The 20206-nt window shown below is 68.6% G+C and carries 22 protein-coding genes and 1 tRNA gene; 9 read left to right on the top strand and 14 right to left on the bottom strand.

The features are described from left to right. Window positions 1-52: 52 nt before the first annotated feature. Entirely contained in the window at window positions 53-1294 is a 1242-nt protein-coding gene (locus NG1_RS14015) for a branched-chain amino acid ABC transporter substrate-binding protein (protein ID WP_373686142.1), read from the bottom strand. A 184-nt stretch (window positions 1295-1478) separates the two neighbouring features. Further along, window positions 1479-2096: an ANTAR domain-containing response regulator gene (locus NG1_RS14020; protein WP_062970851.1), complete on the bottom strand. Its 618-nt coding sequence runs from the start codon at window positions 2094-2096 to the stop codon at window positions 1479-1481. Window positions 2097-2320: 224 nt separating this feature from the next. Between NG1_RS14020 and NG1_RS14025 the strand changes: the two genes are divergently transcribed. From NG1_RS14025 to NG1_RS14045, 5 genes are all read left to right on the top strand, one after another. Beyond that, window positions 2321-2407: transfer RNA gene (locus tag NG1_RS14025), tRNA-Leu, on the top strand. 352 nt (window positions 2408-2759) lie between these two features. Further along, window positions 2760-3467, top strand: a complete 708-nt coding sequence (locus NG1_RS14030) for a DUF2975 domain-containing protein (protein ID WP_062970853.1) — start codon at window positions 2760-2762, stop codon at window positions 3465-3467. 294 nt (window positions 3468-3761) lie between these two features. Further along, on the top strand, window positions 3762-4274 hold the full coding sequence (locus NG1_RS14035; RefSeq protein WP_062970855.1) for a monooxygenase family protein: 513 nt from the start codon (window positions 3762-3764) through the stop codon (window positions 4272-4274). A 245-nt stretch (window positions 4275-4519) separates the two neighbouring features. Further along, window positions 4520-5140: an arsenate reductase/protein-tyrosine-phosphatase family protein gene (locus NG1_RS14040; RefSeq protein ID WP_040866039.1), complete on the top strand. Its 621-nt coding sequence runs from the start codon at window positions 4520-4522 to the stop codon at window positions 5138-5140. Window positions 5141-5296: 156 nt separating this feature from the next. Next, window positions 5297-5722: a hypothetical protein gene (locus NG1_RS14045; RefSeq protein ID WP_062970857.1), complete on the top strand. Its 426-nt coding sequence runs from the start codon at window positions 5297-5299 to the stop codon at window positions 5720-5722. Here NG1_RS14045 and NG1_RS14050 read toward each other — a convergent pair. The 11 genes from NG1_RS14050 to NG1_RS14105 form a co-directional block, all read right to left on the bottom strand. Then, the gene (locus NG1_RS14050; protein WP_245659901.1) at window positions 5719-6537 is read right to left on the bottom strand and encodes an acyl-CoA thioesterase; all 819 of its coding nucleotides are present in this window, start codon (window positions 6535-6537) and stop codon (window positions 5719-5721) included. The genes NG1_RS14045 and NG1_RS14050 overlap by 4 nt on opposite strands. A 95-nt stretch (window positions 6538-6632) precedes the next feature. Then, the gene (gene pyk, locus NG1_RS14055; RefSeq protein ID WP_174315430.1) at window positions 6633-8051 is read right to left on the bottom strand and encodes a pyruvate kinase; all 1419 of its coding nucleotides are present in this window, start codon (window positions 8049-8051) and stop codon (window positions 6633-6635) included. 103 nt (window positions 8052-8154) lie between these two features. Next, window positions 8155-8823 carry an amino acid ABC transporter permease gene (locus NG1_RS38270; protein WP_062970859.1) on the bottom strand — a complete coding sequence of 223 codons (669 nt, stop codon included), beginning with the start codon at window positions 8821-8823 and terminating at the stop codon, window positions 8155-8157. 12 nt (window positions 8824-8835) lie between these two features. Continuing rightward, window positions 8836-9588: an amino acid ABC transporter substrate-binding protein gene (locus NG1_RS38275; RefSeq protein WP_062970861.1), complete on the bottom strand. Its 753-nt coding sequence runs from the start codon at window positions 9586-9588 to the stop codon at window positions 8836-8838. Window positions 9589-9767: 179 nt separating this feature from the next. After that, window positions 9768-10301 carry a TM2 domain-containing protein gene (locus NG1_RS37745; protein WP_062970863.1) on the bottom strand — a complete coding sequence of 178 codons (534 nt, stop codon included), beginning with the start codon at window positions 10299-10301 and terminating at the stop codon, window positions 9768-9770. A 242-nt stretch (window positions 10302-10543) separates the two neighbouring features. After that, complete coding sequence (gene lgt, locus NG1_RS14075) at window positions 10544-11692, bottom strand: prolipoprotein diacylglyceryl transferase (protein WP_245659898.1); 1149 nt, start codon at window positions 11690-11692, stop codon at window positions 10544-10546. Between the two features lie 283 nt (window positions 11693-11975). Continuing rightward, complete coding sequence (gene trpA / locus NG1_RS14085) at window positions 11976-12776, bottom strand: tryptophan synthase subunit alpha (RefSeq protein ID WP_062970867.1); 801 nt, start codon at window positions 12774-12776, stop codon at window positions 11976-11978. Further along, complete coding sequence (trpB, locus tag NG1_RS14090; RefSeq protein ID WP_373686143.1) at window positions 12773-14032, bottom strand: tryptophan synthase subunit beta; 1260 nt, start codon at window positions 14030-14032, stop codon at window positions 12773-12775. Before trpB ends, trpA begins: the two co-directional genes overlap by 4 nt. A 5-nt stretch (window positions 14033-14037) precedes the next feature. After that, entirely contained in the window at window positions 14038-14856 is an 819-nt protein-coding gene (gene trpC / locus NG1_RS14095; RefSeq protein WP_062970871.1) for an indole-3-glycerol phosphate synthase TrpC, read from the bottom strand. 183 nt (window positions 14857-15039) lie between these two features. Beyond that, complete coding sequence (locus NG1_RS14100) at window positions 15040-15864, bottom strand: TIGR02234 family membrane protein (RefSeq protein WP_084498908.1); 825 nt, start codon at window positions 15862-15864, stop codon at window positions 15040-15042. Then, window positions 15861-17438, bottom strand: coding sequence for an anthranilate synthase component I (locus tag NG1_RS14105; protein ID WP_062970873.1), 1578 nt, complete (start codon window positions 17436-17438; stop codon window positions 15861-15863). The genes NG1_RS14100 and NG1_RS14105 overlap by 4 nt, the downstream gene beginning before the upstream one ends. 188 nt (window positions 17439-17626) lie before the next feature. Between NG1_RS14105 and NG1_RS14110 the strand changes: the two genes are divergently transcribed. The 4 genes from NG1_RS14110 to NG1_RS14125 all read left to right on the top strand — a co-directional run bounded on the left by NG1_RS14110 (window position 17627) and on the right by NG1_RS14125 (window position 19820). Beyond that, a complete protein-coding gene (locus NG1_RS14110; protein ID WP_040866030.1) occupies window positions 17627-17938 on the top strand; it encodes a hypothetical protein in 312 nt (103 codons plus the stop codon). Window positions 17939-18094: 156 nt separating this feature from the next. Then, a complete protein-coding gene (locus NG1_RS14115) occupies window positions 18095-18550 on the top strand; it encodes a peroxiredoxin (protein ID WP_062970875.1) in 456 nt (151 codons plus the stop codon). A 55-nt stretch (window positions 18551-18605) separates the two neighbouring features. Further along, window positions 18606-19160, top strand: a complete 555-nt coding sequence (locus NG1_RS14120; protein WP_062970877.1) for a hypothetical protein — start codon at window positions 18606-18608, stop codon at window positions 19158-19160. A gap of 144 nt (window positions 19161-19304) precedes the next feature. After that, window positions 19305-19820, top strand: a complete 516-nt coding sequence (locus NG1_RS14125; protein ID WP_062970879.1) for a MarR family winged helix-turn-helix transcriptional regulator — start codon at window positions 19305-19307, stop codon at window positions 19818-19820. A gap of 12 nt (window positions 19821-19832) precedes the next feature. Here the strand turns inward: NG1_RS14125 and hisI are convergent, their stop codons facing one another. Continuing rightward, window positions 19833-20180 carry a phosphoribosyl-AMP cyclohydrolase gene (gene hisI / locus NG1_RS14130; RefSeq protein WP_062970881.1) on the bottom strand — a complete coding sequence of 116 codons (348 nt, stop codon included), beginning with the start codon at window positions 20178-20180 and terminating at the stop codon, window positions 19833-19835. Window positions 20181-20206 lie beyond the last annotated feature (26 nt).

Consider the following 20206-nt stretch of genomic DNA (forward strand, 5'->3'; position numbering starts at 1 on the left):
GTACGGGGATTCGAATGAACCCCCGCACGTGCCGTTCGCCCGGGATCCGGGACTACTTGACCTCGTACACCCAGATCAGCGCGTTCGTCAGCTCGCCGTTCGGATTCCACTTGTACTGACGCGCGAGGCCGGCACCGTCGTACGTCCGTACATAGTCGAGCAGGTCCGAGCGGGTGACCTTACCGCCGTCGATGCCCTTGGCCAGGATCGTGGTCAGGTCGTACGCCTCGACGGAGTAGACACCGGGCGCCTGGCCGTTGAGCGCCTGGTAGTCCGCGGCGAACTTCTCCGGAGCGGGACCGCACGGGCACGACAGCTTCGCGCCCTTGGCGGCGCTGCCCGCCTGGGCGACGAACTGCGGGTCGTTGGTGCCGTCGGCGGAGACGAAGACCGCCTTCACCCCACCGGACTTCAACTGCTGGGCCAGCGGCGCGCCCTCGGAGTAGTAGCCGGAGTAGAAGATGGCGTCGGGATTCGCGGCCGCCACCTTGGTGACGGTCGCGGAGAAGTCCTTGTCGCCCTTCTTGATGCTGGCGGCGCACGCCGGATCGGCGGCGGCGCCGAGGCCCTCGGTGATCGACTTCGCCAGGCCGGTGCCGTAGTCGGTGTTGTCCTGGATGACGCAGACCTTCTTGTAGCCCGCACCGTTGACCAGGTACTTCGCCACCGAGGGACCTTGCACGTCATCGTTGGCGAGACCGCGGAAGAAGGTGGTCCAACCGTTCTGGGTCAGCGTGGCGTTGGTCGCCGACGAGGTGACCGAGACCAGGCCCGCATCGCTGAGGATCTTGCCGGTCGCCTTCGTCTCGCCGGAGAAGGCGGGACCGACCAGCCCGATGATCGAGCGGTCGTTGACGATCTGCGGGATCACCTGGGTGGCCTTCTGCGGGTCGCCCTCGGTGTCGAACTGCTTCAGCTCGATCTTGCAGCCCGGGTTGGCCTTGTTGTGCTTGTCCAGGGCGAGCTTGACGCCGTTGACGATGTTGATGCCGAGCGCGGCGTCGGGGCCGGTCAGCGCACCCGCCATCGCGATGGCCGTTCCGGGCGCGCAGGTCGCCTTGCCGTCGCCCGCGGGATCGGCCGCCGCGGCCGCGTCCGCCTTCGGCACTTCCTTGCCCTGCTGGTCGACCTGGAGAAGCGGCTGGATGGACAGGCCGCCCGCGCCGTTGGTGCCCGAGGAATCCGAACCGCTGCTGGTGGATTTGTCGCTACAACCGGTCAGCACCAGCGCGGCGGCGGCGCCGACGGCCAGAACAGCTCGCGTCGAGCGACTGCGCCATGTCGAACTAAGCACGTTTCACCTCATCTAAGTTCTGTGCTCCCCCGGGGTCGCCGAGGAGGCCGAGACATCAGCCCGGTCAGAACATAGCGTCGGTACGTTAGTTCCGCATCACATTCGGATCATGCGCGCGACATCGTTTCGAATTCTTCTTCACCGCGACGTTTCGACTACGTAAATTCTCCCGCCGCGCGCACGGTCACTTCGGCGTCAGGTTCTCCAAGACGACCTCCGCGACCGCCTTCATCGTGGTGCGGCGGTCCATTGCGGTGCGCTGAATCCACTTGAACGCCTGCGGCTCCGAAAGGCCCTGCGTCTGCATCAGAACACCCTTGGCACGCTCGACCAGCTTGCGCGTCTCCAGCCGCTCGGCGAGATTCGCGACCTCGCTCTCCAGCGCGGTGATCTCGTGGAAGCGACTGGCCGCCAATTCGATGGCGGGCACCAGATCCGATTTCGTGAACGGCTTCACCAGGTAGGCCATCGCGCCCGCGTCGCGCGCCCGCTCCACCAGATCGCGCTGACTGAACGCGGTCAGGATGACCACCGGGGCAACGCGTTTCGACGCGATCTCGGCCGCCGCGTCGATGCCGTCGCGGCGCGGCATCTTCACATCCATTATGACCAGATCCGGCCGGTGCTCCACCGCGAGATCCACCGCCTGCTGACCGTCACCCGCCTCGCCGACCACCTGATAACCCTCTTCGGTCAGCATCTCGACCAGATCCATGCGAATGAGCGCCTCGTCTTCGGCGACGACGACCCGCTTCGCGCCGGCGTCCCGCTTGGTGCCGGCGCCCCCAGCTGCTGTGCTCATAGGTAGACCCCTCTGGTTCCGATGCCCTGTCCCGACCCAACCGAAAGAAAGCCGCGCTCGCACCGGGCGACCATCGGCCATCCATCGGGCTGTCGAGTGATGTAGAGAGTACCTTTCACTTCGACATAGAACGCATATACCCTGCGCAAACCGTGCCCTCGCGCCGCGGAGGCCAACCCATTCGCGCTCACGCCACCCGACCCGCTATAGTTGCCACCCGGTGCGCCGAGTTGGCGGAACTGGCAGACGCGACGGTCTCAAAAACCGTTGTCCGAAAGGACGTGTGGGTTCGAGTCCCACACTCGGCACCACGGTGGAGCGCAGGCTCCGCGCCGGGCCGCGCGCAGGGCGATCGTCCATCGATCTCGGCCCCGGCCCCAGTGACCGGAACCCACCCGACGGCAGCACAGGGCGTCCGCGAGCGTCGGCTCGCACCGCTCCCGGCGCATCGACGGCAGACCGATTCCTCGCTCCGAGAAATGGAAGCCGTTCCGGCACGATAGAGCGTCCGCGCGACCTTTTGCGGAACACAACTCGGCAACAGGCGACTGCCCTTCCGCACGCTTCGAGACTTCAGTCGGCGACGTCCACGGTGCTAGAATTTGCCCAAAGTTTGCGGCCAAGTCGTCATCGACTCACCCCACGCGGGAGAGGAATTGTCGGATGGATGGGACGGAAGTCACAGTCGCAATTCTGGCAGGTCCCATAACGGCCGGCCTGGTAGCAGCGATAGGCATATCGGAGCAGCGCCGGGCGGCTCGCGACCTGGAGGCACGCCGGAACAAGTTGGTCAGCTCGGCTCACGACCAGCTCGCTGCCGTACAAATATGGGAATCGATCAAGGGTGCCAACGGCAGCGATTCCCCTGAATTCTCGAAAAAAGCGGAGTCGATAATATCCACGGCGTTGGAATCACTCCTCCAAGCGCAGTCGATGCACCAGCCGCAGATGGTTCGCGAGCGCAACAAGGTCGGTGATATGTGGTTGATCGGCAGCATCGAGTCGACGGGCGGAAGAGTGCTGCGAAATCTTTACTACATCGCGTTCGCCTGGACGATCTCACTGTTCGCGCTCGGCGTTCTCGCTGCCGGAATGCCGCCGTATGAAGATGTTCTGGGCATCTTGCTCAGCTTTCTCGTCATCATTGTTGCCACCGGTCTGGTCCCGGCTTTGGTCTTGAGGTGGGCGGCACTTTCGTACGATCGTCATCGGAAACCGGCCTCCTCGAACAGAAGTGGCGAAAGGGGGGGGCAGCCCCGTACGCCGATGCAGCCTCCACCTTCCGTGCATCAGCGGCCCCCGAGTGGCCCGGCCGGGTGGTATCCGCCGCCGATGCCGAATCCAGGCGGAGTCCGTCACGGAAATAGGTGACGTTCCGCTCGGCAGTAGCCGGTTCCATCGCGCGAAACGCCTAGCCGGCCGATCGGAGGACCCCTTCACCATCGCTTCCGAACCGCGCTTCGGCGCGCCGAGCGCTCGCGAGGCCCAGCGCCTCGTTGGAGCGCGGCTCTATCGGCTCGCAGGTCCGCGGCGACTCCGCGGTGGCTGACGTCGAGGCGCGGCGGCGCGGTCGAAGGTAACCGGAGTTCCGTCTTCATCGAACCGATACGGTTGGTGGATCGTTGTCCATGTGGCGGCGTCGGCGGTCGGGCGGTGAGGTATGCGATGCGAGTGAACAGGACCACGGTGGATCTGTCCGGGTATCCGGATCTGGTGGTCATCTACATCGGCATGCGGGTGCGGCGGCCGAGGGGGATGCTGCGGCTGCTCGGGCTGGGGCCCAAACTCTATCGCTCGCACAAAGATCGGCCGGACGGGTTGTTGCTGCACGAAGACGTCGTGTGGGCGCTGTTCCCGCCGCACTGGGGCGCGCGGCAGTACTGGCGCGATCTGGACAGCCTCGAAGCGTGGACCCGGACGGCGCCACACCGGGACTGGTGGCAGAAGTTCCTGCGCGACTCCGGGGGCACCGGGTTCTGGCACGAGGCCTACTTCGCCCGCGGCGGCATCGACGCGATGTACGACGACATGGACACGGCGACGGGACTGGCGCGGTTCGCGCCCGTCGTCGCATCACGTGGTCACCGGTTCTCCACCCGCGGCCGAGTCGAGGGCAGTCCGTCCGAGGTCGAACCGGTCGTGCCCGAATCCATCTACTACAGCGGCGAATCCGAGTAGTCCGCGCGGGCTGTCATATCACAAGGAAATCACAAAGCAGCGTTTGAGCGCGTGAGCCCGGGGGTACAGCCATGAATAGAATCGCACCGCACCGCTCTTCGGAGTGACGCACATCGCAGGTCGATGGCCCAAATCGGCACGCTTCGTGTACGGCGCGCTACGGGCAGATGAATATGTTGTTCCCACATGTGGGACCAACGACTTGGGCCCGTCTGGTAGCCTTCCTGCCGTTTATCGTGTTCTGTATGCACGTCCTGTTCGTCTGCAACGGCAATGTTTGTCGGTCGGTGATCGCCGAGCGGCTCACTCGCGCCCTCGCGGTCGAACACGATCTCCCCTATCTCACCGCCGAAAGCGCAGGCACCCGTGCCTTGGTCGGATTTCCGGTCGAGCCGCTGGCCGCGCAGACCATCACCGGGCTCGGCGCGGACGCGAGCAACTTCCGGGCCCGTCGCCTGAAGCCGGAGATGATCGATAAGGCCGACCTGGTTCTCACGATGACCGAGCAGATCCGCGAGCACGCGATCGACTTGGCCTTCGGCGCGGGCGCGCGCACCTTCACGCTGCTGGAGGCCCACCGCATCGCGCACGTCACCGGCGCGCGTACGGTCGCCGAATTGCACCGCGCGCGCAACGACCTGTCGCTGGTCGGCCGGGAGAACATCGCCGACCCGGTGGGGCTGTCCGCCCAGGCTTTCTGTGACGTCGGCGATCGCATCGCCGAGGCGCTCGTACCGCTGCTGCTGGCGCTCGCCCCGCACGAGCAGCCGCGCTGGCCCCACGACGAGCGCCGGGGACTGGTGATCCGCCCGGGTGGCGCGCCCGCGCCGCTGGCGACCTTCCTCGCCGCCCAGCGCACCCGGTGACCGCCGCGGCGACGACCGCACCGGGCAACGCGCCCGGATAGACCGCGTATCAACCTGTTACCACGCGGCTGTGTCCTTTTCCGTCCCCGACGCACTAAACTCCCGCCGGACACCATTCTCCGCCGTTGCTGCGTCGACACAGGACAGGAATCAGACATGCCGAAACGCATTTCGGATGTTTCGCTCCATGTTTATGTGACACCGGAAATACTCGAACGCGTCGTCGACACCGTGCGCGAGGTGGTCGACGACCACCTCGCCGACCGTGACGTATTCGCCTGGCGCTTCACCTTGCCGGTCGACGCCGACGACCCGGCCCACCTGGCGCTCGAGAGCGGCTGCCGCGCGGATCCGCCCGGCGGAATTCCCGGCAACCGCGGCACCTACGAAATCGCGCTCAGTCTGGTCGGCGCACCGGATCAGCTGACCGACGCCCACATGGCCGCATTGGAACACGAACTGCTGCACGCCGTCTCGGGGCTGGCGCGAACCGAGCCGGGAGGCGGGATCCCGGTCTCGATCCGCGCATCGCAACGCACCGATGTCGATCTGGACATCGATCGCGACCGCGAACTGCTCTAGTCCTGACGCCGCGGCGGGAAGTGGCGGATGAGTCCCTCTTGCACCGTGGTGGCCAGCAGATCGCCGCTGCGGGAGTAGAAGCGGCCGGTCGCGAGGCCACGAGAACCCGCGGCTACCGGTGACTCGGTGCAGTACAGCGCCCACTCGTCGAAACGGAACGGGCGGTGGAACCAGATCGAGTGGTTGACCGTGGCCGCGACGATGCGGTCCAGACCCCACGACAGCCCGTGGGTGGTGATGATCGAGTCCAGCACCGTGGTATCGGACGAATAGCCGAGCGTCGCCACATGGATCAGCGGGTCGTCGGGCAACTTGCCGTCCGCGCGCATCCACACGCGGTTGTGGTTGAGCCGCTCCCCGGTGCCCTTGAGAATCCAGGCCGGATCGTTGGTGTAGCGCATGTCGATCGGATGCGGCGCCTTGACGAACATCTCCAGCTTGTCCTCCAAGCCTTCGAAGCTCTCCTCCACCCGCGGCAACGTCTCCGGATCCGGCACGTCCGGCTGGGCGTGCGCGTGCTCGAGCCCCGTGCCCCAATCCTGGAACGCGGCGAGCATCACGAACAGCTCCTGGCCGTCCTGGCTGGCGGTCACCGTGCGGTTGGCGAACGCGCGACCGTCGCGATGGCGGTCCACCCGGTACTCGATCGGCTTCTTCACATCGCCGCCGCGCACGAAATGCGCGTTGACGGCGTGCACGGGACGGTCACCGACCGTCCGGCCCGCCGCGATGATGGCCTGCGAGACGAGCTGACCGCCGAAGGTCCGGCTCCACACCTTCTCCGGGTGCTGGCCGACGAACACGTCCTCGTCCATCTGCTCGAGATCGAGCAGGCCGAGCAGCACATCCAGGTCGGAGCGCGGCGCGTGTGGATCCGCGATGTCGACGGGGCTGCTCAAGGAAGCACGCACTAGTGGTCCTCCTCACCGATTCGGTGAACGTGGATCAGGTTGGTGGAACCGACGGTACCGGGCGGCGACCCGGCGACGATGACCACCAGGTCACCCTTCTGGTATCGGTCCATCGACAGAAGTGCTACATCCACCTGGTGGATCATGGCGTCGGTGCTGTCGACCGTCGGCACGATGAAGGTCTCGGTGCCCCAGGTCAGCGACAGCTGACTGCGCACCTCCGGCAGCGGCGTGAACGCCAGCAGCGGCAGCGGAGTGTGCAGCCGGGCCAGGCGGCGCACCGTGTCACCCGACTGGGTGAACGCGACCAGCGCCTTGGCGTTGAGCCGCTCGCCGATGTCGCGGGCGGCGTAGGAGATCACCCCGCGCTTGGTGCGCGGCACGTGGGTCAGCGGCGGCACCCTGGTCGATTCGGTCTCCACCGCGTGCACGATGCGCGCCATCGTGCGCACCGTCTCGATCGGGTACGCGCCCACCGAGGTCTCGCCCGACAACATCACCGCGTCGGCGCCGTCGAGCACCGCGTTCGCGACGTCCGAGGCCTCGGCGCGGGTGGGACGGGAGTTCTCGATCATCGATTCCAGCATCTGCGTGGCGACGATGACCGGCTTGGCGTTCTCCCGGGCCATCTGGATGGCGCGCTTCTGCACGATCGGCACCTGCTCGAGCGGCAGCTCGACACCGAGGTCGCCGCGCGCGACCATCACCGCGTCGAAGGCCAGGACCACGGCCTCCAGGTTGTCGATCGCCTCCGGCTTCTCCAGCTTGCCGATCACCGGCACCCGGCGGCCTACCCGGTCCATCACGTCGTGCACCAGTTCGACGTCGGACGGGGACCGCACGAACGACAGCGCGATGAAGTCCACCCCGAGCTTCAGCGCGAATTCCAGGTCCTCGATGTCCTTCTCCGACAGCGCGGGCACCGACACATCCATGCCCGGCAGCGAGACGCCTTTGTTGTTGGAGATCGGGCCGCCCTCGGTGACCCGGCAGACCACGTCGTTACCGTCGACACGAGTGACGGTGAGGCCCACCTTGCCGTCGTCGACCAGCAGGCGGTCGCCGGCCTTGGCGTCCTGCGCCAGCTCCTTGTAGGTGGTGGACACGCGGTCGTGGGTCCCGTCGACATCGTCGACGGTGATGCGGACCTCTTCGCCCGTCGCCCAGACGGTTCTGCCTTCCAGGAAGCGCCCCAGGCGGATCTTGGGACCCTGCAGGTCGGCGAGAATGCCGACTGCCCGGCCGAGGTGGTCGGCTGCCTGACGCACCTTCTTGTAGTTCTCGGCATGGTCGCTGTGCTCGCCGTGGCTGAAGTTCAGCCGAGCCACGTCCATGCCGCTCTCGACGAGTTCGCGGATACGGTCCTCGGTGGCAGTGGCCGGGCCGAGCGTGCACACAATCTTCGTCCGTCGCATCACGAGTAGAGCCTAGTCCCGCTCGGTGGGCAGGTCCCGCCGTGGCCACGGTGAAACCTTGGTGAAAAATATGAACGACAGCCACACGGCAGGTACAAACGGATACTCATCGGGCGACATGACGGGCCAACCTCGTCTCCAGCCGGGTCTGCCCGAACCCGAGGATCAGGCAGATCACCCAGTAGTACAGCGCCGCGACCCCGTAGAGCGCGAAGAAATCGAACGTCGGCGCGGCGGCGAGCTGGGCGACGCGCAGCAGCTCGGTCACCAGGATGGTCGAGGCCAGCGAGGTGTCCTTGACCAGGGAGATCAGCGTATTCGACAGCGGCGGTACGGCGATGCGCGCGGCCTGCGGCAGGATGATCTGCCGCAGCGTCGAGGGATACGACATCCCGAGCGCCTGCGCCGCCTCCCATTGCCCCGCCGCGACGCTCAGGATGGCGGCCCGCACCACTTCGGCCGCGTAGCCGCCGACGTTGAGACTGAACGCGATCACCGCGGCGGGAAACGGATCGATCACGATGCCGAACTGCGGCAGCGCGTAGAACACGATGAACAACTGCACCAGCAGCGGTGTGCCGCGAATGATCGAGATGTAGCAGCGGGCCGCCGCCGACAGCGGCCACACAGGCGACATCCTGGCCAGCGCGACGAATAGCGCGAGCGCCAGGCCGACGGCGAAGCTGATCGCGGTGAGCGGCAGGGTCTTGGTGAGGGTGGCCTGCAGCATCGGCCACAGGTTGTGCCAGATGAGATTCCGGGTGGCGGCGTCCATGAACGATGTCGGCTACTGGCTGACGTCGGTCCCGAAATACTTCTCGGAGATCTTCGCCAGCGTGCCGTCGGCGCGCAGCTGGTTCAGCGCGTTGTCCACGTCGGTGATCAGCGCGTCGCCCTTGCGCGCCGCGAACGCCTGTTTGCTCACCGACCCGGTCCGGGCGGCGATCTTCACGCTGGTGTCACCGGTCTTCGCGGTGTACTCCGCGACGGCCAGGTTGTCGTTGACGGTGGCGTCCACGCGGCCGTTCTTCAGCAGCTGGATGGCCTGCACGAAGCCCTCCACGGCCTCGACCTTCGCGCCCGCGTCGGTGGCGACCTTGCTCCAGTTGCTGGTGGCCGACTGCGCGCAGGTCTTCCCGGCGAGGTCGGCAAGCCCGGTGACGGCGTTGTTGTCGGCGCGGGTGACGATCACGCCCGCCGAGGTGGTGTAGGGCGCCGACAGCGCGTATTTCGCCGTGCGCTCGTCGTTCACGGTCACCTGATTCGCCACCAGATCGAAGCGCTTGGACTCCAGGCCGGCGAAGATGGCGTCCCACGGCGTCTGCACGAATTCGACCTTCTTGCCGAGTTTGTCGCCGACCGCACGAATCACCTCGACGTCGTAGCCGGTGAGCTTGCCGTCGGAGCCCTGGTAGCTGAACGGGGTGTAGGTGCCCTCGGTACCGACCTTCAGCACGTTCGGGTCGCTCCCGCCGCACGCGGTCAGCCCGGTGGCGGCGAGGACGGCGAGCACGGCGGCGGCGAACAACTTACGGCGCACGGAATCCCTCTCTTCGGTGCGTGGAGTTCCACACACGGCACGCGAATCCGGTCATGCTACGCCCGGACCGCCGCGAGCGACAGTATCGCGATCATGGTGCGCGGAAGAGTTGCGCAGCGCTGTCACCCGCGTCGACCGGGAGGCGGGCACCCCGCTGCCGCCTGCCGGTTCCGCCGAGATCAGTCGCGCAGCGGGCGGCCGTTGCTGTCGGGCACCTTGCCGGTGAGCATCAGGACGCCGTCGACGATGCCCCAGATCCAGCCGACGGTGAAACAGGTGAGGATGCCGACGACCAGCTGAGCTACGCCGAGGCCGGTGTATCCGAGGTAGAAGCGGCCGACGCCGAAACTGCCCAGGAAGATTTGCAGGAGCCCCGCGACGAGCTTCTGCTTGTCCGACAGCGGTACACCGAAAGGGTCACGGCCCCAGGGCGCCTCCGGGTCGTTGGGGTTGTAGCCCTGCGGCCCGACCGGGTAGGGGGCGGCCGGGTAGCCCATCGGCTGTTGACCGTAGGGATCGACGGGCCGGCCGTACTGGGGCTGACCGTAGGGGTCCGACGGCGCGCTGAACTGCGGCTGGCCGTAGGGGTCCGACGGGGGGCTGTACTGCGGCTGGTTCTGCGCGTCCAGCCGCTTGGTCAGATCGGGACCGGTGCCGGGCGGGCCGTACTGCGGGCCACCGGTTTCCGGATTCTGCTGGTATGGGTCGGTCACTCAGGTTCTCCTCGGTCGTGCGGGCACCCTCTGGTCGGCCCCCGGTCCTGCTGAATCGCCGAACTGCCGCTTCGCGACGATCACGAGCCATTGTCACGGGGATCGACCTGGTTGTCGCCCCAGTGACATTCGGCCCCGCGCACAGTTATCGCGACGGATCGCCCGAACGTTGCCGCCGCGGCGATTCCGTGCCGGGTCGAGTCGAGAACCGTGCCCTTCGGCATCCCGGCCGTACCAGGCGATCAGTTCTTGTCGGAGTTCGACTTTCCCGAATCGGCCTTCTCCGAGGCGGTCCGGGAAGACTCGCCGGTCTCGCCCGCCTGCTGCCCGCCCGGCTCCGCCGAGCCGGACTCGGCCTCGGACACCGCGCTCTCGGAGGTCGGTGCATCGACGCCGGTCGTGGATTCGCCGGTCGGCGCGGACTTTCCGGGCGCTGCCCCCGCGGCGCGCAGGGCGCGGATCTGCCACGGCCACGGCCGCGGGCTCGCCCCGGGTTGCAGCTGCTCGGGCGTTTCGCGGCCCTTCGTCGCGAACACGAAGTAGGCGATCGCGGCAAGGAATACGACGGCCGAGGTGAACGAGTTGATCCGGATGCCCGCGATCTTCGTCGCCTCGTCGGCGCGCATCAGCTCGATGAAGAACCGGCCGAAGCAGTAGCCGGCGACGTACAGCGCGAACAGGCGGCCGTGCCCGAGCCGGAAACGCTTGTCCACGTACACCAGCAGCACGACGACGAGCACGTTCCACAGCAGTTCGTACAGGAAGGTGGGATGCACGATCTTGTCGACCACGCCGGTGGAGGCGCCGTTCATCATGTCGAGCCTGCCGTCGTCGCCCACCCGCCGGTAGATCTCCAGGCCCCAGGGCAGGTCGGTCTCGCGGCCGTACAGTTCCTGGTTGAAGTAATTGCCGACCCTGCCGATCGCCTGGGCGAGCAGGATCGGCGGGGCGACCGCGTCGCCCAGGGCGGGCAACGGGATCCGGTACACCCGGCAGCCGATCCACGCCCCGATGCCGCCGAGCAGCACCGCGCCCCAGATGCCGAGCCCGCCTTGGTAGATCTTCAGCGCGTCGACCGGATTCCCGTCCGCGCCGAAGTACTTCTGCCAGTCGGTGGCCACGTGGTAGAGCCTGCCGCCGACCAGACCGAACGGCACCGCGAACATCGCGACGTCCAGGATCGCGCCGGGCTGCCCGCCGCGTGCGCGCCAGCGCCGTTCGCCCCACCAGATCGCGACGACGATGCCGAGGATGATGCACAGGGCGTAGGCCCGCAGCGGGAACGGCCCGAGCTGCCACACGCCCCGCGCGGGGCTGGGGATGTAGGCCAGCAGGGCGCCGCTGACGCCGCCGTCGGCCAGGACACTGTCTGCGAGGACTCGTAACGTCACGGGGTCACCGTAGCGGAGAAGCTCCGCCGCCACCCCACCACCGCACCGCCTTTGTCGTGGTGAGGCGCGCCATCGCGACGCCCCACCCACCGGTAGCGCCGCGATACCGCCGTGGTTGCGGCGAGCGCGGCCGAGCGCACTCCCGTGACTTGCACGTCCTTCGACAGGAATAGCGCCATCCGTAGCACCGGCTCGACCGCGTCCGGTTCGCCGGACGGGATCACCGGTCTCGTGTCACAGCGGCGGGGCCGGGCCGATCTCGCCGCCCGGCCGAACCGCCTTCCTACGACGCCACGGTGGCCGAGCGCACGCCTTCGGCGAGTTCCGCCGTCAGTGCCCGGACGGCATCGAGACCCTGTCCCGCCGCGCTCACCAGCGCCGAGCCCACGATCACGCCGTCGGCGAACGACGCGATCTCGGCGGCCTGCTCGCCCGAGCGCACGCCGAGCCCGACGCCGATCGGGATGTCGGAGTGCGTCCGGATCCGCGCGCACAGGGCGGGCGCGGCCGAGGACACCACGTCGCGCGCGCCGGTGACGCCCATGGTCGAGGCCGCGTAGACGAAGCCGCGGCTCGCCTCGAGCGTCTTCACCAGTCGCTCCTCGGTGGACGACGGCGCGACCAGGAAGATGCGGTCCAGGTTGTGCGTGGACGAGGCGACGAACCAGTCGTCGGCCTCCTCCGGAATCAGGTTCGGGGTGATGATGCCCGCGCCGCCCGCGGCGGCCAGATCCCGCGCGAAGCGATCCACGCCGTACTGGAGCACGGGGTTCCAGTAGCTCATGACGACGGCCTTGCCGCCCGCGCCGGTGATCGCCTCGACCACCGTGAACACGTCGCGCACCCGCACGCCGCCGCGCAGTGCCTGCTCGGCGGCGGCCTGGATGGTCGGGCCGTCCATCACCGGATCGGAGTAGGCGACGCCGACCTCGATGATGTCGCATCCGGCGTCGACCATGGCGCGCACGACCTCGATCGAACCGGCCAGATCGGGGTAGCCGGCGGGCAGGTAGCCGATCAGCGCCGCGCGGCCTTCGGCGCGGCAGGCGGCGAAGGTGTTCGCCAAGCGGGACTGCTGGCTCACCGGCCCTCCTCCTTGGGCTCGTCGTCGAACAGCCCGAACCACCGCGCTGCCGTGTCCATGTCCTTGTCACCCCGGCCCGAGAGGTTCACCAGGATGACCGCGCCGGGGCCGAGTTCCTTGCCCAGTTGCAGCGCGCCGGCCACCGCGTGTGCCGACTCGATCGCGGGGATGATGCCCTCGGTGCGGCTGAGCAGCAGCAGCGCGTCCATCGCCTCGGTGTCGGTGATCGGCCGGTACTCGGCGCGGCCCACGTCCTTGAGGTAGGCGTGCTCCGGGCCGACACCCGGATAGTCCAGGCCCGCCGAGATCGAATGCGACTCGATGGTCTGGCCGTCCTCGTCCTGCAACAGGTACGAGTAGGCGCCCTGGAACGCTCCCGGCGTGCCGCCGGTGAAGGTGGCCGCGTGCCTGCCGGTGTCGACGCCGTCACCGGCCGCTTCGTAGCCGATCAGCCGGACATCGGCGTCGTCGAGGAACGCGTGGAAGATGCCGATGGCGTTGGATCCGCCGCCGACGCAGGCGACGACCGCGGCGGGCAGCCCGCCGGTGGCGGCCCGCACCTGGGCGCGAGCCTCCATGCCGATGATGCGCTGGAAATCGCGCACCAGCATCGGGAACGGGTGCGGGCCCGCGGCGGTGCCGAAGCAGTAGTAGGTGTCGTCGGCGTTGGTCACCCAATCGCGCAGCGCCTCGTTGATGGCGTCCTTGAGAGTCTGCGAACCGGAGGTCACCGAGATCACCTCGGCGCCGAGCAGGCGCATCCGCGCCACGTTCAGCGCCTGGCGGGCGGTGTCGACCGCGCCCATGTAGACGACGCAGTCCAGGCCGAGCAGCGCGCAGGCGGTCGCCGTGGCGACGCCGTGCTGGCCCGCGCCGGTCTCCGCGATCACCCTGGTCTTGCCCATCCGCTTGGCGAGCAGCGCCTGGCCGAGCACGTTGTTGATCTTGTGCGAGCCGGTGTGGTTCAGGTCTTCGCGCTTGAGCAGGATGCGTGCCCCGCCCGCGTGCTCCGCCAGCCGCGTGCACTCGAACACCGGCGACGGGCGCCCGGTGTAGTCACGCTGCAACCGGTCCAGCTCGTTGAGGAAGGACTCGTCGATCCGGGACTTCTCGTATTCGGCGGTCACCTCCTCGATGACGGCCATCAGGGCCTCGGGGACGTGCCTGCCGCCGTAGACGCCGAAGTGCCCGCCCACATCGGGCTCGTGGCCGCTGCGCTGGGCGACGCCGTCACTGGCCTGTGGTACCGCTGCCACGCCGGTCACCGGCCCCGCCGTGCCGGCTTCGGGCAGGACGGGTGGGTGCCCGCGGTCACCAGTTCCGACACCGCCGCGCGGGGGTCGCCACTGGTCACCAAGCCCTCGCCGACGAGAACGGCGTCCGCGCCCGCGCCCGCGTAGGCCAGCAGGTCGGCGGTGCCGCGGATGCCGGATTCGGCGATCCGGATCACCTCGGTGGGCAGTCCGGGCGCGATCCGCGCGAACACGTCGCGGTCGACCTCGAGCGTCTTGAGGTTGCGGGCGTTCACCCCGATCACCGACGCGCCCGCCTCCAGCGCGCGGTCGGCCTCCTCCTCGGTGTGCACCTCGACCAGCGCGGTCATGCCGAGCGACTCGGTGCGGTCGATCAGGGAGGACAGCACGTCCTGCTCCAGTGCCGCGACGATCAGCAGGATGACGTCCGCGCCGTGCGCGCGCGCCTCGTGGATCTGGTAGGGGCCGACGACGAAGTCCTTGCGCAGGATCGGGATGTTCACCGTGGCGCGGACCGCGTCCAGGTCGTCGAGCGACCCGTTGAAGCGGCGGCCCTCGGTGAGCACGCTGATGATCCGCGCGCCGCCGTCCTCGTAGGACTTGGCCAGGCTCGCCGGGTCCGGGATGTCCGCCAGCTCGCCCTTGGACGGGCTTGCCCGCTTGACCTCGGCGATCACGCCGATGCCGTCCTCGAGCAGCGCCGCGCGGGCGTCCAGCGGCGCGGGCGCGGCCGCGGCGGCCGCCTTGACCGCCTGGAAGTCGAGAAGGGCTTCCCGAGCGGCCACATCCGCGCGGACCCCGTCGAGAATCGAGTCGAGTACCGTCATCTGGCTCGAATCCTTTCTGGGGAGACGGACTTGCTACCTGAGAATCCCCCCAGGCGCTGTCTCACCGATGCTGACAAAGAATAAATGGACCTACCGGGCGCGGATGCGCCGGGGCTCGAGTTCAACCATGCGGAAGGGCTCCGCGCAAGGTGGTACCCGCCACACCCGCCGTGCGGGAACAGCTCAGCGGCCACGTCGGTCCGCCTCACCGTGCTCCGGGTCCGCCGGACCCGACGGCCCGGCAGCGGGCTCGTCGGTCGGGTCGGTCCCGGCGTCCAGCGCGTCCCACAGCACGCGCTCGGACAGCTGGGGCGAGGACACATCGTCCGGGGACTGCGCGCGCCGCTGCGCGACCTCCGCGGTGGCGTCGGCGCGCCGGAAGACCGGGTTGTCGTACTTGCCGGACATCCGTGCCGCCTCGGCGGGCATCCGGGCCAGCAGCGCGCCCGCGCCGAACGCGGCGAGCGCGCCGAGCAGCGCGAGCACGGCCGGGAACGCCGATGTGGTCGCCGTCTCCACCTGGGCGCGCGCCGGGAGCTCGGCGAGGGTCGCGGCCCGCTCGGTGATCTTGCCGGAATCGGTCAGCAGCGCGAACGCGGGCACCGCGGCCACCGCCGCGACCAACGCGATCAGCACGCCGACCACGCGGCGCAACCAGCCCCTGGTGGCCAGCACGGCCGCGATCGACGCGAGCAGCACGAGTGCCAGCGGCGTGAGCGCGCCGAACCACACCCCGCCGTCGAGATGATCGGTGCGGGGCTGGGTGAGGCCGTCGGAAGAGCTGACCGTCACCCAGGTCATCCGGGACGACGCCCATAGCGCGGCGGCGGCGACGGCGAGCAGCGCGACCGGGGCCACGGGATATCTCCGGCGCGACTCGCTTCCCGTGTCCGTCGGCTCGGTGCGTGCGGCGGAATCCGGTGCGGCTTGACCGGCTTCCGGCCCGCCGGTCTCCGGGGCGGTCTCCCGCGCCGGGCCGGGTTCGTCTTCGGGATGGGCAGCTGTCATAGCGATCCGCCGTCCGCCGCATCCGGCTCCGGCTCCGGCTCCGGCTCCGTGCCGTAGGCCCGTACCGTTCCGGCCGCCGCGACCGCCTTCAGCACCGCCATCGCCTTGTTGCGCGACTCCACGTCCTCGTATTCCGGATTCGAGTCCGCGACCACACCCGCGCCCGCCTGCACGTATGCCGTGCCGTCCTTCAGCAGCGCGGTGCGGATGGCGATGGCGGTATCGGCGTCACCGGCGAAGTCCAGGTACCCGACCACGCCGCCGTAGACGCCGCGCCGGGTCGGTTCGAGTTCCTCGATCAGTTCCATCGCGCGCACCTTGGGCGCACCGGACAGGGTGCCCGCCGGGAAGCACGCCCGCACCGCGTCCAGCGCGATCCGGCCGGGCGCCAACCGGCCCGACACCGTGGACACCAGGTGCATGACATGGCTGTAGCGCTCGATGTGCCGGTACTCGGTGACCCGCACGGTGCCCGGCTCGCACACCCGGCCCAGGTCGTTGCGGCCGAGGTCGACGAGCATCAGGTGCTCGGCGTTCTCCTTCTCGTCGGCGAGCAGGCCCTTCTCCAGCAGCAGGTCCTCCTCCTCGGTGCCGCCCCGCCAGCGGGTGCCCGCGATCGGATGGGTCGTCGCCACACCGTCTTTCACGGTGACCAGCGATTCCGGGCTGGAGCCGACGATGGAGAACGCGGTGCCGCCATGGCCGTCCGGGATGTGCAGCAGATACATGTACGGGCTGGGATTGGACGCGCGCAGCATCCGGTACAGGTCGATCGGCGACCCGTCGTAGTCCATCTCGAAACGCTGGGACAGCACCACCTGGAACGCCTCGCCCGCCTCGATCTCCTTGACCAGGCGGCGCACGCCCGCGCCGAACTCCTCGGTGGTGCGCCTGCGCCGGTATCGCGGCTCGGGCTGATCGAAGACCGACACGGTGGATTCGGCGGGCGCGCCGAGCGCGGCGGTCATCCGGTCCAGCCGGGCCACCGCGTCGTCGTAGGCCTCGTCGACGCGCTCGGCGGTGCCGTTCCAGTTGACCGCGTTGGCGATCAGCGTGATGGCGCCCTCGTGGTGGTCGAACGCGGCCAGGTCGGTGGCGAGCAGCAGGACCATCTCCGGCAGCCGCAAGTCGTCCAGCGCCAGGCTGGGCAGCCGCTCGATCCGGCGCACCGCGTCGTAGCCGAGGTACCCGACCATGCCGCCGGTCAGCGGCGGCAGTCCGGGCAAGCGCTCGGTGCGCAGCAGTTCCAGCGTCTCGCGCAGCGCGACCAGCGGATCGCCGCCGGAGGGCGCGTCGGCCGGGACGCTGCCCAGCCAGGCCGCCTCGCCGTCCACCACGGTCAGCGCCGACGGGCTCCCCGCGCCGATGAACGACCAGCGCGACCACGACCGGCCGTTCTCCGCGGACTCGAACAAGAAGGTGCCCGCCCGGTCGGCCGCGAGTTTGCGGTAGGCCGACAGCGGAGTCTCGGAGTCCGCCAAGACCTTTCGGGTCACCGGGACCACCCGGTGCTCCGCGGCCAGTTGATGGAACTGTTCGCGGGTCGTGGTGGTGGGAGTGGACGCGCCTGGCATGCACTCATCATCCCAGGCCGGGCCGATCGACCGGTGAGCGGTGCCGGTGACACGGGGCCGGACGCGACAAACGCGACAAATCAGGTCGACCGTCCGGTTCTCACGCGGCCGCCGGAGGTGTGGCGGCGCTCACTACACTCGCGGCGTTCCACGTCGCATGCGGTATCCATCTCGAGAGGAGACAACTGATGTACCCCTCGCAATCGGTAGCGCCCGAGGGTCCTCGGCACATCCCGAACCACAGCGTCCCGCGCCCGCACGCCCCGCACCCAGGGGCCACCGGCCATCCGGCCTACCCCCAGGGTGCTCCGAGCAACGCGCTCGCGTCCTTCGTCACCTACGTCAAAGCACTGGAGTCCCTGGACAAGAATCGTTTTCCCGACGAATACGCCGTCCACAGCCACCGCATCAAAGAGCTTCGGCCGTTCCTGCGAGCCCACGGCATCCTCGATGTGATGGCGATCAAGAACCCTGAGGTGGCAGCGCTCATCGGCGCGTAGCCGCCACACCATCGGCTCGTGCCCGGCCACCGGCGCGGCGATCGGAGCGCGGGCGGCGCCTCGACGGGCACGAGCAACGGAGCGCGGTTTCCCCGACCGCCGCCGCCGGAGAGCGGGATACCCGATTCGACCAAGCGCCCGGTAGGCTTTCCGGCTATGCAGCAAGGACAGCTCGCCCCCGCTTTCGAGCTTCCCGATCAGTCCGGCACCCCCCGCTCGCTCGACGCGCTGCTGGCGGACGGCCCCCTGGTCCTCTTCTTCTATCCCGCCGCCAATACGCCCGTGTGCACGGCCGAGGCCTGTCATTTCCGTGACCTCGCCGCCGAGTTCGCCGCGCTCGGCGCCACCTGCGTCGGCATCAGCACCGACAACGTGGACACCCAGGCCGGCTTCGCCGACAAGCAGCGCCTCGGTTATCCGTTGCTCTCCGACGCCGACGGCGCCGTCGCCGCGAAGTTCGGCGTGAAGCGCGGACTGCTCGGCAAACTCGCGCCGGTGAAGCGGCAAACGTTCGTCATCGACACGGACCGCACCGTCCGCAAGATCATCACCGGCGAGTTGCGCGCCGCGGTGCACGCCGACGAAGCCCTGAACTACCTGCGCACCAGGTAGTCCGCGCGGCGCGCCGCAGCCGCTGCCGGGCGGCGGTGCGGCCTAGGCTGGATCCATGACTTCGACCGAGGTCCAGCCCGGCGAGGGCAAACCCACCGCAGCGGTCTGGCGCACCCGGATCATCGGCGGCGCCGTGCTGCTGGCCGTCCTCGTCGTTCTCTACTTCATCCTGTCCGCGTTCATCCCGCGCTGGTGGGCGCAGCGGGTGGGATCGATGGTGCACGATAGTTTCGCCAAGGGCATCGGCTGGGGCCTGTTCTTCGGCGGGATCTGCACCCTCGTCACCCTTTTCCTGCTGCTGTTCGCCGTGCTGGTGTGGCGGCGCAAGGCCGGCAAGTTTCTCGCCGGTGCGGCCGGGGTCGTCGCCATCCTGTTCGCGCTGCCCAACCTGATGACGCTGACCATCGTGCTCGGCAACAGCAGCGCCGCCCACGCGGGCGAACGGATCCTGGACGTCGACGCGCCCGCCTTCCGTGGCGCCGCGCTCACCGGTGCCGTCGTCGCGGCACTGCTGCTCCTGCTCGCGGTAGCGCTGTTGCTGCTGCGCCGGTGGCGGCGCACGCACCCGCGCCGACCGAAGGCCGGGGAGACGCCCGCGAGCGGCGTGTGAGTGAACTCACGTCATGCAGCATCTTTATGACGGTCGAGCGAAGTCGTGGCAAACTCGTTGTCGCGGGTGACTGTGCACAAGCTTCTCGACAATCACTAGGACAGCGAACAAGACCACGTCACTTGGCTTGAAAGAAGGCACACAGTGACGAAGTGGCTCGACCCGGTCGAACAACGCGCTTGGCGTGCGATCGTGGCGCTGATGACGCGACTGCCAGGGGCTCTGGACACCCAGCTCCAGCGCGAGTCCGGCGTGACGCATTTCGAGTACTGGGTACTGACCCTGTTGTCGGAGGAACCGGGCCACCGATTGCAGATGAGTGAGCTTGCCCACAAGGCAAATGCATCGCTATCGCGCTTGTCACACGTGGTTTCCAAGCTGGAGCGGATGGGCTGGGCACAGCGCTCGGCGACCGCGGGACGGCGCGGTGTGCACGCCGTGCTCACCGACGACGGGTACCTGAAGGTCGTCGAGGCCGCGCCCGGATATCTGGCGGCCGTGCGGCACCTGGTTTTCGACGGCTTGGACGACGCGCAGAAGGCCCAGGCCGCCGAACTGGGCGAACTGCTGGCCGAGCGGCTCGTCGACGCGCTCGACCAACTCGACCAGCTCGGCGGACTCACCCCGGCGACGGACGACCAACGCCCGAACGGCGGCTAGCCCGGCGCCTGCTCAGGATCGCGGGGCCAGGAGCACATCCGAGTCGAAGCAGGTGTGCGTGCCGGTGTGGCAGGCCGCCCCCTGTTGATCGACGACCAGCAGGATCGTGTCGCCGTCACAGTCGAGCCGCACTTCGTGCACGTACTGGGTGTGGCCGGAAGTCTCCCCCTTGACCCAGTACTGCTGACGGGAGCGCGAATAGTACGTCGCCTTACGGGTTTCCAGCGTGCGCGCCAGCGCCTCGTCGTCCATCCACGCGACCATCAGCACGTCACCGGTGGCGCGTTCCTGCGCGACGGCCGAGACCAGCCCGGCGTCGTTGCGCTTGAGACGGGCGGCGATAGCGGGATCGAGACTCATGGCACCGTTATAACAGGGACGCCGTG

It is taken from the genome of Nocardia gamkensis NBRC 108242, assembly GCF_001612985.1.
GTDB lineage: Bacteria > Actinomycetota > Actinomycetes > Mycobacteriales > Mycobacteriaceae > Nocardia > Nocardia gamkensis.